The 12,763-nt window shown below is 70.0% G+C and carries 12 protein-coding genes; 9 read left to right on the top strand and 3 right to left on the bottom strand.

The genetic code is table 11. The features are described 5' to 3' along the window. The first annotated feature begins 12 nt into the window (after window positions 1-12). From ACGWYJ_RS16185 to ACGWYJ_RS16160, 6 genes are all read left to right on the top strand, one after another. Window positions 13-2,994 carry a glycosyl hydrolase gene (locus ACGWYJ_RS16185; RefSeq protein WP_395106800.1) on the top strand — a complete coding sequence of 994 codons (2,982 nt, stop codon included), beginning with the start codon at window positions 13-15 and terminating at the stop codon, window positions 2,992-2,994. 89 nt (window positions 2,995-3,083) lie between these two features. After that, window positions 3,084-5,147, top strand: a complete 2,064-nt coding sequence (locus ACGWYJ_RS16180) for an alpha-L-rhamnosidase C-terminal domain-containing protein (RefSeq protein ID WP_395106799.1) — start codon at window positions 3,084-3,086, stop codon at window positions 5,145-5,147. Window positions 5,148-5,288: 141 nt separating this feature from the next. Continuing rightward, a complete protein-coding gene (locus tag ACGWYJ_RS16175; RefSeq protein WP_395106798.1) occupies window positions 5,289-5,960 on the top strand; it encodes a dienelactone hydrolase family protein in 672 nt (223 codons plus the stop codon). Then, a complete protein-coding gene (locus tag ACGWYJ_RS16170; RefSeq protein WP_395106797.1) occupies window positions 5,957-6,322 on the top strand; it encodes a hypothetical protein in 366 nt (121 codons plus the stop codon). Before ACGWYJ_RS16175 ends, ACGWYJ_RS16170 begins: the two co-directional genes overlap by 4 nt. 39 nt (window positions 6,323-6,361) lie before the next feature. Beyond that, on the top strand, window positions 6,362-6,649 hold the full coding sequence (locus tag ACGWYJ_RS16165; RefSeq protein WP_395106796.1) for an ArsR/SmtB family transcription factor: 288 nt from the start codon (window positions 6,362-6,364) through the stop codon (window positions 6,647-6,649). Next, entirely contained in the window at window positions 6,646-7,032 is a 387-nt protein-coding gene (locus ACGWYJ_RS16160; RefSeq protein WP_395106795.1) for a VOC family protein, read from the top strand. The genes ACGWYJ_RS16165 and ACGWYJ_RS16160 overlap by 4 nt, the downstream gene beginning before the upstream one ends. 410 nt (window positions 7,033-7,442) lie before the next feature. Here ACGWYJ_RS16160 and ACGWYJ_RS16155 read toward each other — a convergent pair whose 3' ends face one another. Next, window positions 7,443-7,814 (bottom strand): VOC family protein, encoded by a 372-nt coding sequence (locus ACGWYJ_RS16155; RefSeq protein ID WP_395106794.1) that lies wholly within the window; start codon window positions 7,812-7,814, stop codon window positions 7,443-7,445. Window positions 7,815-8,314: 500 nt separating this feature from the next. After that, a complete protein-coding gene (locus ACGWYJ_RS16150) occupies window positions 8,315-9,019 on the bottom strand; it encodes a TetR/AcrR family transcriptional regulator (protein ID WP_395106793.1) in 705 nt (234 codons plus the stop codon). A gap of 122 nt (window positions 9,020-9,141) precedes the next feature. Between ACGWYJ_RS16150 and ACGWYJ_RS16145 the strand changes: the two genes are divergently transcribed. Together ACGWYJ_RS16145 and ACGWYJ_RS16140 are read left to right on the top strand one after the other, a co-directional pair. After that, entirely contained in the window at window positions 9,142-9,585 is a 444-nt protein-coding gene (locus tag ACGWYJ_RS16145) for a nitroreductase/quinone reductase family protein (RefSeq protein ID WP_395106792.1), read from the top strand. A 273-nt stretch (window positions 9,586-9,858) separates the two neighbouring features. Then, window positions 9,859-10,293, top strand: a complete 435-nt coding sequence (locus tag ACGWYJ_RS16140) for an SgcJ/EcaC family oxidoreductase (RefSeq protein WP_395106791.1) — start codon at window positions 9,859-9,861, stop codon at window positions 10,291-10,293. 942 nt (window positions 10,294-11,235) lie between these two features. Here ACGWYJ_RS16140 and ACGWYJ_RS16135 read toward each other — a convergent pair. Beyond that, a complete protein-coding gene (locus ACGWYJ_RS16135) occupies window positions 11,236-11,634 on the bottom strand; it encodes a hypothetical protein (protein WP_395106790.1) in 399 nt (132 codons plus the stop codon). A gap of 148 nt (window positions 11,635-11,782) precedes the next feature. Here ACGWYJ_RS16135 and ACGWYJ_RS16130 point away from each other — a divergent pair, with 148 nt between their 5' ends. After that, the gene (locus tag ACGWYJ_RS16130) at window positions 11,783-12,616 is read left to right on the top strand and encodes an aldo/keto reductase (RefSeq protein WP_395106789.1); all 834 of its coding nucleotides are present in this window, start codon (window positions 11,783-11,785) and stop codon (window positions 12,614-12,616) included. Window positions 12,617-12,763: the final 147 nt, after the last annotated feature.

The following is a 12,763-nucleotide window of genomic DNA, read 5'->3' as shown; positions in this document are numbered from 1 at the left end:
GCAAGGAAACCCATGGAACAACACGGATTCGCCCGGCCGCTGAGCAGGCGCCGGGTGATGCAGGCAGGGCTCGCGGCGGGCGCCGTCGCGGCACTGCCCCTTTCGGTACGGCCGGGCACCGCCGCCGCGGACCCCGCGCCGTTCCCCGCCGCCCACTTCGCCCGTCCCGGCGCGGAGGTACGGCCGCGGTTCCGCTGGTGGTGGCCCGACGCGCACGTCACCCCCGCCGAGATCCGGCGGGAGATCGACCAGATCGCCGACGCCGGGTTCGGCGGCGCCGAGATCGTCGCGCTGCACCACAGCATCAAGGACAAGTCCGTCCTCGACCCGGTACACCACGGCTGGGGCACCCCGGCCTGGAACGCGGGCGTCGAGGCCGCGCTGGACCAGGCCCGCAAGCGCGGCATCACCGTGGACCTCACCATCGGCCCCGCCTGGCCCGCGGCCGTGCCCTCCATCACGCCCGACAGCCCCGCCGCCGTGCAGGAACTGGCGTACGGGATGGTCACGCTGGCCGGGGGAGCGACCCACGACGGCCCCGTTCCCGACCCCGTCGTCGCACCCCAGCCCGGGGTGACCCAGCGGCACCTGGAGGCCGTCCACGCCGTCCGCAAAGACCCGGCTTACGACAACCGTGACGTGATCGGCCTCGCCCGCGACTCCTGGCAGGACCTCACCTCCCGCGTCCGGAACGGCCGGATCACCTGGACGGCGCCGGACGACGGCGAGTGGGTGCTGCTGTCGTACTGGCGGCGCGGCAGCGGGCAGCGTCCCGAGTCGGGCCCGCACAGCGCCCCCGACGCGGCGGTCGTGGACCACTTCAGCCGCGCCGGGACGCAGGCCGTCATCGACTTCTGGGAGAAGCGGCTGCTCACCCCGAAGATCCGCAAGCTGCTCCGGCAGGCGGGCGGCGCGCTGTTCGAGGACTCGATCGAGCTGGAGACCGAGGCGCTGAACTGGACGCCCGGCCTGGCCGCCGAGTTCCGCAAGCGGCGCGGCTACGACCTGGGCCCCTACCTGCCGGTCGTCCTCCTGAACGACGAGGACCCGGTGTTCGCCTACGACGCGGAGACCACCGAGCACGCCCGGCACGACTTCTGGCTGACGGTCTCCGACCTGTTCCACGACAACCACTTCAAGCCGCTGGCCGACTGGGCGCACTCGATCGGCCTGGAGCTGAGCGGCCAGCCGTACGGGCTCCAGACCGACTCCATCCGGGTGGCGGCGACCCTGGACAGGCCGGAGGGCGAGTCGCTCGGGTTCAAGAACCTCGACGACTACCGCGCCCTGATGGGCGGCCGCGACATGGGCGGGCGCAAGGTGCTGTCCTGCGAGGCCGGGGCCTACCAGGGTGGCGCCTACAGCACCACCTGGAAGAAGCTGCTGCTCACCATGGGCGGCGCGTACGCCGCCGGGCTCAACCAGACGACCCTGCACGGCTTCTCGTACGCGACGGCGCCCGGCGTCAACTGGCCGGGGTTCGCCGGGTTCACCCCGTACAACGGCGGGATCGGGTACGCCGAGTCGTGGGGGCCGCGCCAGCCCACCTGGCGGCACGTCCCGGACGTCGCCGACTACTTCGCGCGGGTCCACGGCATCACGCAGGCCGGCAAGAACCGGATCGACGTGGCCGTGTTCCGGCAGAAGGGCTACAGCAAGACCGGCATCGGCGCCGGCTGGTTCACCGCCAACGGCATCCCGATCGGCTGGACCCACTCGTTCGCCAGCGAGCCGATCCTGTCGCTGCCCAGCGCCACCGTCTCCGGCGGGCGGCTGGCGCCGAACGGCCCCGCCTACAAGGCGCTGTTCGTCGAGGGCGACCGCTTCGCCGGGAAGAAGAGCACCCTCACCGTGTCCGCGGCCGAGCGGATCCTCGCGCTCACCCGCAAGGGCCTGCCGGTGGTGTTCATGGGCGACTGGAGCGCCGCCACCGTCCCGGGCGTCGCCAAGGACGGCGAGAACGAGCGGCTGCGGGCGGTCCTGCGGCAGCTGTTCGACCAGCCGAAGGTGAAGGTCGTCGCCACCGAGCCCGAGGTGCCCGGCGCCCTCGAAGCCCTCGGCGTGCGGCGGGACGTCACCCACGAGACCTCCACCCTCCTGCACGCCCGGCGGGTGGACGGGAACGTGGACTACTACTACCTGGTCAACGGGCGGCACAACGAGACGCCGAAGCCGCCGATCGCGCCCATCGACCACGAGGTCACCCTCACCCGCACCGACCGGAAGGCCGTGCCGTACCGGCTCGACCTGTGGACGGGCGAGATCGAGCCGGTCGCCCTCTACCGGGCGGACGGCGACACGGTCACGCTGCGGGTGGCGCTGCAGCCGGGCGAGGCCACGGTGTTCGTCCTGGCGCCTCCCAAGGGACACGCGACCCCGTACGCGACCGCCAGCGAGGCGGCCGAGGTCCGCGTCGCCTCGACGAACCGGCTGGCGATCCGCGACACCCGGCCCGGGACGTACACCACGACCCTGGAGGGCGGCCGCACCGTCCGCTCCACGATCGGGGAGCTGCCCGCCGCGCTGACCCTGTCGAAGTGGCGGCTTCAGGTCGAGGACTTCCAGCCGGGACGCACCCCGACCGAGACGGTGACCACCCGGCACGACCTCGTCCTGGACGAGCTCAAGCCGTGGCCGCAGATCCCGGAGCTGGCCGACGTGTCCGGGGTCGGCCGCTACACCGCGACCGTCGACCTGGGCAAGGACGGCTGGCCGGGCGCCTACCTGGAGCTCGGTGAGGTGTTCGACACGTGCAGGGTCACGGTCAACGGGCACCGGCTGCCCGGCGTGGACCTGCTCAACCCGATCGTGGACGTCGGCCCGTACCTGCGGCGCGGCACCAACACGATCGAGGTCGAGGTCGCCACCACCCTGATCAACCGGCTGCGGGTGGCCGACGCCGCCGTCTACGGCGGGGCGTCCCGGCAGAACTACGGGCTGCTCGGCCCGGTCCGGCTGGTCCCGTACGGCGAAGCGGTGATCAAGCACCCCTGAGCCGACACATGTGCGGGAGGGCGCGGCAACGCCCTCCCGCACACGAACTCCCCATCCCGTCCTGTCACGAACCGGAACACGAGGAATCCATGACCACCAGCGTAGTCAACCGGCTGAGGGGGAAAACCGCCCTCACGCTGGGCCTGGCCGCCGTCACCGTCCCTCTCATGATCAGCGCCCCGGCGGCGACGGCCGAAGGGCCGCGCCACGCCAAGCCCTGGGACGCCTACAACCTGTCCCCGGCCACCCGCACGGTCCGCCCGGTCGCGGTCTTCGCCACCCAGGGCGAGGTGATCGATCCGCAGGCCGTGCTCAAAGGACGCCGCACCACGCTCAGCGGTGCCGGGGCGTCCCTCACGCTGGACTTCGGCAAGGAGGTCAGCGGCCTGACCACGGTGAGCTTCGCCGGGTCGGACGGGCCCCAGACGGTCGGGCTGGCCTTCGCCGAGTCGTCCCGGTACGCGGGCTTCCCCACCAGCGACGCCTCCACCGGCGGGCCGCGCAGCCGGGACGGCGCGCTGACCACCGCCGTCGACGGCCGCACCACGTACACGACCCCGGCCCGGTACCTGCGCGGCGGCTACCGCTACCTGACGATCTTCCTGGAGTCGGCGGGCCGGGTGGAGCTGGACGGGGTCTCCCTCCACTTCACCGCCGCCCCCAAGATGAAGGACCCGGCCCGCTACGCCAACCACTTCTATTCGAGCGACGACCTGCTCAACCGGATCTGGTACGCGGGCGCCTACACCGTCCAGCTCAACACCATCGCCCCCAAGACCGGCCGGATCTGGGAGCCGCCCGCCGAGCTGTGGGACAACGGCGGCACCGTCGGCGTCGGCGACACGATCCTGGTGGACGGCGCCAAGCGCGACCGCACCGTGTGGCCGGGCGACCTGGGCATCGAGATCCCGGCGGCGTACGCGGCGTTCGACGACACCGAGTCGGCCCGCAACGCGCTCACCACCCTCTACCAGCACCAGCGGGACACCGGTGAGCTGCCCTACTCGGGGCCGATGATGAACAAGTACGGCTCGGACACCTACCACCTGTGGACCCTGGCCGCCACCTGGGACTACTACAACTACACCGGCGACCGGCGGTGGCTGGACCAGGTGTGGGACGGCTACAAGCGCGGCATCGACTTCAGCACGGCGAAGCTCAGCGACCGGGGGCTGCTGTCCATCACCGGCACGTCCGACTCGGTGCGGATCCTGGAGAAGGGCGAGAACCTCATCGCCAACGTGCTGCTGTGGCGCGCGCTGGACGCCGGTTCGCGCCTGGCCACCGCACAGGGCGACAAGGCGCTGGCCAAGTCGTACGCCGGCCGGGCCGCGGCCTTGCGCACCGCCGTGAACACCCATTTGTGGGACGAGGCCGCCGGGGCGTACAGGTTCTACCCTGACTCCACCATCCACCCCCAGGACGGCAACTCCCTCGCCGCCTGGTACGGCCTCGCCGACCGCGCCAAGGCCCGCCGCATCAGCCACTACCTGACCGGCAACTGGACCTCCATCGGCACCACCGCCCCGGAGAACAAGGGCAACCCGGGCGTGTTCTCCGGCTCGATGGAGGTCAACGCCCACTTCCAGGCGGGCGGCCAGGCCGCCGACAAGGCCGGTGTGGAGATCATCCGGCGCCAGTGGGGCTACATGCTCGACCACCCCGAGGGCACCAAGAGCACGTTCTGGGAGTCGTTCCGCAACCCCGAGGACGGCTGCGCCACCTGTAGCTCCTACACGAGCATGGCGCACTCCTGGGCGACCGGCCCCACCCCCGCGCTCACCTTCTACGTGCTGGGCCTCAACCCCACCGGCACCGCGGGCCGGACGTTCGACTTCGTGCCGCACACCGCCGACCTGTCGTTCGCCCAGGGCAACATCACCACCACCTACGGCCCGGTGAACGCGTCCTGGAAGGTCACCAAGGGGACCTACCGCGCCTCGCTGGAGGCTCCTCGTGGCACCGAGGGACGCGCGGGCGTGCCGACCTTCGGCTCACGCGTCGACGTCTACGTCGACGGGCGCCTGGTCTGGGACGGGAAGAAGGGCAAGGCCCGCGGGCCTCACCACGCGTACAGCGATGGCGAGTACATCTACGTGCAGAAGTTGCGCGGGGACCACAGCATCGAGAGCAAGCCGGTGGGGCGCTCGTAACCGTCAGTCGGCGCGCGTTCATCGGCACGGCAGGGGCGGCGGCGACCTCGATCGGCGCCGCCCCCGCCGCGGCCTCGCCCGCCCGGACGCCCCCGCCGGGCCGCCCTTGCAGGGCGTCCCGGCGGGGGCCAAGATCGGTGCATGGCTTCCCGACAGAACATGAGCTTCGACAACGGACACGGCTACCTGGCCATGCCTCCCTCGGGGCGTGGCCCCGGGCTGATCGTGATCCAGGAATGGTGGGGGCTCGACGACCATATCGCCGATGTCACCGACCGCTTCGCCGCCGAGGGGTTCGTGGCGCTCGCCCCCGACCTGTACGGCGGCCGGGTCGTGCACGAGACCAGCGACGCCGCCAGGCTGGCGCGTGAACTGCCCGTGGGGGAGGCCGTCGACCTGCTGTCCAGCGCGGTCGACCACCTGCTCGCGATGGACGAGGTCACCGGCGACCGCGTCGGGGCCGTCGGGTTCTGCATGGGCGGCGCGTTCGTCCTCACCCTCGCCGCCCGCGCCGGAGAGAAGATCGCGGCGGCCGTCCCGTTCTACGGCGGCGCCGGGGAGAGCCCCGACTTCAGCAACCTCAAGGCGCAGATCATGGGGCACTACGGGGAGAAGGACCAATCCGTCCCCGTGGATGCGCTGCCCGACCTCAAGGCCGCCATCGAGCGCGACTCCGGCATCACCCCGACCTTCCACGTCTACCCGGCCGGGCACGCCTTCTTCAACGACCAGCGTCCCTCGTACCACGAGGAGTCCGCCCGCCTGGCATGGAACCGCACCCTGGAATTCCTCCGCGCCAACCTCGCGGGGTGACCGCGGAGGCCGCCTGGCCCAAAAGCAAGCTGAGCGCGTTACGGCTCGGCGGGCGCCTGGTCGCCGAGGTGCCGTCCACCGGCCCCGGCCGCCGGGCGTTCGTCGAGATCCTTCCGCTCCTCACCCCGGCCGACGAGCAGGCCGAACGTGAGGGCTGGAAGCGATCCGACCGTGCCCGCGTCTACCGCGTGAGGCACTGGGACTACGACGCCGACTACCTGGACGGAGAGGACTACGACCTGGGCGCCGTCCTGGTCCGGCAGGTGATGGCCGACGGTGAGGCCGCGCTGACGGCCGTGCTCGGCGCATGGGGCGTGCCTCCCGAACGGTTCGACCATCCGTGGCGTACGGATGCCCCGTGACATTGACAGGCAAGTCGTTGCTTGCCTAACGTTCGGTGAGTGGGTGACGTCTTCAAAGCACTGGCGGACCCCACCCGCAGGGCGATCCTTGACGAGCTGACCGAACGGGACGGGCAGACGCTGTTCGAGATCTGCACCCGGCTCATCAACAAACACGGGCTCGGTTCGTCCCGGCAGGCGATCTCGCAGCATCTCGCGGTGCTGGAGGACGCGGGACTGGTCGAGACCCGGCGGGAGGGCCGGTACAAGTTCCACCACATCAACGTCGGCCCGCTCGAACCGATCGTCACGCGGTGGCTCAGCCCCAACGGACGGAGAACCACATGAGGATCAACGTGACCAGCGTCCTCGTCGACGACCAGGAGAAGGCGCTCCGCTTCTACACCGAGACGCTCGGCTTCCAGAAGAAGAACGACCTGCCGGCAGGCGAGTCCCGCTGGCTGACGGTGGTGTCCCCCGAAGAGCCCGACGGCGTCGAGCTGGTCCTCGAACCCGACGAGCACCCCGCCGCCAAGCCCTTCAAGGAGGCCCTGGCCGGCGACGGCATCCCCTTCACCTCCTTCGCCGTCGACGACGTCCACAAGGAGTACGAGCGCCTGCGCGGACTCGGCGTGCGCTTCACCCAGGAGCCCACCCAGATGGGTCCGCTGACCACCGCGGTACTCGACGACACCTGCGGCAACCTCATCATGATCGCCAGCCACGCCTAGAACCCGTGCCACGGACCCTCGGCCGGACAAACCCCGTCCGGCCGAGGAATCACACCCGACAATGGGCACCGACGGTGCGATGAGCCGACCGCACGACTTGAGCGAGACGGCGCCCCACCCGGGTCATTCGCCCATGTCGGCTACAGCGGCTTCTACTGGGTATCTGCGCCCACACGGCATTCCCAGAACATCGCCCGTCCAGAGTCCGTCGTCTTCAACCCCGAAGCGCCGACCGGGTAGGCCAGGCCGTCTACGTTTCCACGCATGCCTGCGCCGGGGCTTCCCACCCATGCTTGCGGAGCCAAGAGCTTTCAGCCGCGCGAACTCTGGCGAAGCCGAATCAGCCCCGGCCGGAATCCGTATTACGGCGCCGGCATCGACGCCATGTCAGCAGATAGGGGCCGCGCGGCTCAAGAGACACGTGACCGAAGCAGGCAGAACTCATTCCCCTCCGGGTCGGCGAGCACATACCAGGGCTCGTCGCCGGTCTGGCCGACGTCGGCGTGCCGCGCCCCCGCGGCGAGAAGGCGTTCAAGCTCGGCTTCCTGCTCGCGGTCGGTGGCGTTGACATCGATGTGCAGGGGCAACTTGCCGTTCTTGGGCTCGTCGGTCCGGCTGAGCACAAGGATGGGCTGGAGACCGCCGAACCCCTCTTGAGGTCCGATCGCGATATCGTCCCCCTCCTTTTCCAGGACGACATAATCCAAGACCTCACACCAGAATGCAGCGAGTTTCTCCGGCTCGCGGCAATCCAACACCAGCTCCGTGATACGGCATGCCATGCGCCGACACTACCCCGCCCCCGCCCGCACCCCCTCACTACAGGGCTCCGCCCACCCCGTTCGCCTCACAGCCAACCGGAACGGCCCGCTTAACACCCCGCCCGCACCTCGACACCCCGCCATAACGCTGCGTGACTCCGGTGCAAACCGACCCCGCAACCGTGGCCCGGACGGCGACGCCTGCCAAGCCGCTCAATCTGAACGGGGCAGTGGCCTGCGGGACGGTGCCGCACCGCTCACGAGGGCCGAGGCGAGGACGATCGCGGCGTTCTGGCGCGCTGCCCTGGTCTTCACGGCCTCACCGTTCCAGCAGGTGATCGCAATGGCCGGGGTGTCCAGGCCGCCCGATGCCCGTGTCTCGATTCCATCGTCGTGCCGCCGGATCTCGATGGCCTCGCCGTACTGCGGCGGGATCGCCGGTGTAAGTCGACCTCCTCTACCGGTCCGCGGCTGTGGCCGGGGGCGGGCGGAGGAGCGGGGGCGAAGGTCCGTTTCCTCGGTCAGGTGGGGAGGCCGAGGAAGTCGGCGATCAGGTCGGTGGTGTGGGTGAAGATCGGCTCGGCGGGGTCGAAGCTGTTGGCGAAATGGCCGAACAGCTCGAAGCTGATCAGGCCGAAGACCTGGGTCCAGGCGACGCCGAACCGGACCATCACGGGTGGTGGAAGCTCAGGACCGACCAGCGAGGCGGCTTTGGCCGCCTGCTCCGTGAGTTCGGGTGACAGGTCGTCCTGGGGCGGGGTCAGGACGCCGGCCTTCAAGGCGTCGCGCAGGGGGGCGGCGAGGACGATGGGTATACGGGCGGCCGGGGCGATGGTGTCCTCGGGCGCCTGGTAACCGGGGACGGGTGAGCCGTAGATGAGCGCGTACTCGTGCGGGTGCTCGCGTGCCCACTCCCGGATGGCGGCGCAGCAGGCGCGCCAGCGCTGGCGGAAGTCCCGGAACTCGGTGGTCTCGGCGGACGCCGACGCGGCCTCGACCCGGTCGGCCAGGGCGTTGTAGGCGTCGATGATCAAAGCTGTGAGCAACTCGTCCCGGCTGGGGAAGTAGCGGTACAGGGCCGAGGAGACCATGCCGAGCTCGCGCGCCACCGCGCGCAGCGACAGGCCGTTGGGGCCCGAGGCCCGTAGCTGGCGCCGGGCCTCCTCCTTGATCTCCCGTGTCAGCTCGGCACGGGCTCGTTCCCTGGCGGTACGGCCGGCGTTCATGGGGCCAGTCTGCCAGAAACAAGAGCGCCGAACAAAAGAGAGAGCACTGCTCTTGCGAAGTGGGGTGGGTATGGTGCACACTGATCTCAACGGAGAGCAGTGCTCACACTCGGAGAAGAGTCATGACCAACGCCAATCGCCACGTCCAGGCCAGCGGCATCGAGGTGTACTTCAACAAGGCCGTCGCCTTCCTGACCCGGCACGGGATCAGCCTCATGGGCACGCGCATCCTCGCCGTGCGAGGGCGCACCAGCGGGAAGTGGCGCACCGCCCCGATCAACCTGCTCACCCTGGATGGGACGCGCTACCTGGTGGCCCCGCGCGGCCACACTCACTGGGTCCGCAACATCCGCGTCTCGGGCGAGGGCGAGCTGCGCCTGGGCCGGAAGGTCGAGCCGATCACGGTCACCGAACTTCCGGACGCCGACAAGCTGCCGATGCTGCGCGCCTACCTCAAGCGCTGGGGCTGGGAGGTCGGTCGCTTCTTCGACAACCTGCCCAAGAACCCGACCGACGAGCAACTGCTCGACGCCGCCCCCGGCATTCCCGTCTTCCGCATCAACTGAGAGACCTGGTTGCCCGGGGGATGAGTTGAAGACTCCGCCATCCCGTCCATCTCACTCGGACCGCATCATCGAGGGCGCCGCGCCGTGACGGAGCACCAGGTCCCAGGCGAATCGTGGCAGCCGTCCCAGCGCGTGGTGCCGCATGCACCGACACGGCGGCAGGCGGTGTTCGGGCGAGATTGGGCTTGACCTCAAGATGACTTCAGGTTGTTGAATCGTTTTTAGGTGTTCATCGCCGGTTCGAGGGGACTTCGGCTACGGGGAGGCACGGGCATGGTGAGCGATGTTCTCGTGGTGGGGGAGATCCCGCCGGAGACGCAGGAAGCGGTCACCGGTGTGGTGAAGGCATTGGAAAAGGCGTTCAACACAAAGGACCCCATCGCTCTCAGCGAGCAGTACGCGGAAGAGACGTCCTGGTCGAACGCCAGGGGCGTGCGCCTGGACGGCCGCCAGGCGATCGCCGAGTCCGGCGCTCCCGCGATGAAGGGCTTCCTGCGGGATTCCTACGCTCGCTACGACGTGGTCAAGCTGCTGGAGATCGCACCCGACGTGATCGCGGTGAACGTGAGGCAGACACCCACCGACAGCGCGGGCTCGCCCATCCAGGGCACCGGAGGAGTAACCCTCTACGTGATCGCCCGACGCGGGAGCGGCTGGAAGATCGTGGCCGGTCAGAACACGCCGGTCGAGCCCGCTCCCGCTTCCTGAACACTCCGGGGCTACCGGGCCGGGCGCAGTTCTTTGGACGACCGGCGTCCCTTGTACTGCGGGAGCCTGTCCGCCTGGCATGGGAGCGCGGCTCGGAGTTCGTTTGCGCCAATCTCGCCTCACCGTGACCGCAGTAGAGCCGGTGGGCGATGCCGCCTGACCTATGGGCAGGCTGAGCGCGTTACGGCTCGGTGGGCGCTTGGGGGCGTCCACCGGTGCCGCGCATTCGTCGAGATCCTCCCGTTTCTCGCCGCGGTCGACGAGGAGACCGCATGGGTGTTAGAAGCCGTTCGGCGGTATTCCTCGCGCGGAGGGATGCGTCGGCTTCCAGCGGGTCGCCGACCAGTTTCCTGGCCGTGACGTTGGCCGCGGATGAAATGCGCGGCAGTGACCAGGCGGCCGGGGCCGGTTGTGCGCCACCGGCCCCGTGCGTCGGTCTCGGCTGCGCCCTGATCGGCGCCGTCCAGGTGAACGTGCCGCCTTCGCCCTGGCCGGGGTACAAGCGCCCGCGGTACGGCCGCCCACGGCGGGCCAAGTGCGCTGGCCTGGGACCACCTCGGCGGCTCCTCGACCAAGACGCCGCTCGTACCGTCTGGGCTGGACGATGGCCGATATCCCGCTCTCCCTCTATGGCCTCGGCCCGTTGACGGGCTTGGGATGCTGGTCGCGGACGCCGCAGGACGCCGACGGGGTCACGACCGCGTCGTACCCCGCGAACGCCTCGGCGAAGCCGCGCGCCAGGGCGCGGCCTGGGAACGGTATCCGGTGTTGAAGTGCATCTGGCCGCAGCAGGTTTCGCTTCGGGAAGTCGACCTCCTGGCCAAGCCTGCGCAGCGGCCGGGCGGTCGTATTGCTTGGCTCGGGGACAGGGCGACCCTGCGCCACGGGCAGGGCGGCTGTTCACCGGTGTCCACGCCGGCTGGGCGGCTTTGAGCGGAGTGGTCAGTTGGGGTGGTTCGGGGTCCAGGGTCGGGGGTCGTGAGGTTGTCCGTTGGAGGGTGGTGCTTGGTCGGCGGGGGGTTCTGGCTGCGCCTCTGGGGCAGGGCGTGGTGGGGTGCCGCCGGTTGACTTCTTGCGGCGGGGGGACGACTGGCGGGGACGTCCGCGGGGGCGCCGTTCCGGGTCGGGGAAGTCCAGTTCCCTCAGTTCGGACTCCTGCCATCCGGCGCGCTCCGCCTCGGCGTACAGGGTGCCGTATCGGCGTTCCGCCTCGTCCAGTTCGGCTTTGAGCCGGTCGCGTGCCTGCTTGGCCACGGCCAGTTCGCGGATCGCCGCCACGCGTCCGTCCAGTAGCCGCTGTGCCGCCCGCTCCAGTTCCGCGATGTCGTCTGAGGCTGTCATGCGCGGCAGCGTACGGGGTCGGTCACGCGCGGCGGAAGCGGGCACGGCGCGTGCTTGGGCGACGGCTGGGTATGGGGCGGGCGACCCGTCTCGGAACGTGAGGAGGCGGGCTTGAAATGATCTTGGATGTGTGTCCACAGGAGGGACCGTGACCGTTTCCGGCGTCGAGCTCAACAACGGGATCACCATGCCGCAGCTCGGATTGGGCCTGTGGCTGGTGCCGCAGGAGGACACCGAGAACGTGGTGCGGACGGCGCTGGACATCGGTTACCGGAGCGTCGACACCGCCTCGGCGTACGAGAACGAGGAGGGCACCGGGCGTGCCCTGCGGGCGTCCGGGATACCGCGCGAGGAGCTGTTCGTCACCACGAAGCTGCGGAACGGCGACCAGGGCTACGACTCGACGTTGCGCGCCTTCGACACCAGCATGCGCCTCCTCGGACTGGACTACCTGGACCTGTACCTGATCCATTGGCCGATGCCGTCCCGGGACAGGTACATGGACACCTGGCGGGCGTTCGAGAAGCTGCTGGAGGGCGGGCGGGTGCGGTCCATCGGAGTGTCCAACTTCACCGCCGGGACGCTGCGCCGGGTCGTCGACGAGGGGGACGTGGTGCCGGCGGTCAACCAGATCGAGCTGCACCCGTACTTCCAGCAGGCCGACATGCGCGCCGTGAACAGCGAGTACGACGTGCGCACCGAGGCGTACAGCCCGCTGGGGCACGGCGGGAAGCTGCTGCGGGACCCGGTGCTGACCTCCCTGGCCGAGAAGTACGACCGGACACCGGCGCAGATCGCGTTGCGCTGGCAGATACAGCTCGGGAACATCGTGATCCCGAAGTCGGTGACGCCGTCCCGGATCGCCGAGAACTTCGACGTGTTCGGGTTCGAGCTGGCCGACGACGACATGGCGGCCATCAGGAAGATGGACAGGGGCGCCCGTGTCGGCGAGGATCCCGAGACCTTCGATCTGATCTTCTGATCGGGGCGTCGTCCCCGATCCCGTTCCAGAGTCTCCGGCCCGTCGGCCGGGGACTCCGGATTCTCCGCTCATGGTGAGCCTGCGGTTTCCCATCGCCGGTCGCCACGCTCGCGAGGTACTACGCCTACAGCTCGCTGTCTCTCGTCG

Origin of the sequence: Actinomadura sp. SCN-SB (genome assembly GCF_043906805.1) — a bacterium.
In the GTDB taxonomy this organism is placed as follows: Bacteria; Actinomycetota; Actinomycetes; order Streptosporangiales; family Streptosporangiaceae; genus Spirillospora.
The sequence above is the reverse complement of the archived record's forward strand: the minus strand, read 5'-3'. Positions and strand labels throughout refer to the sequence as shown.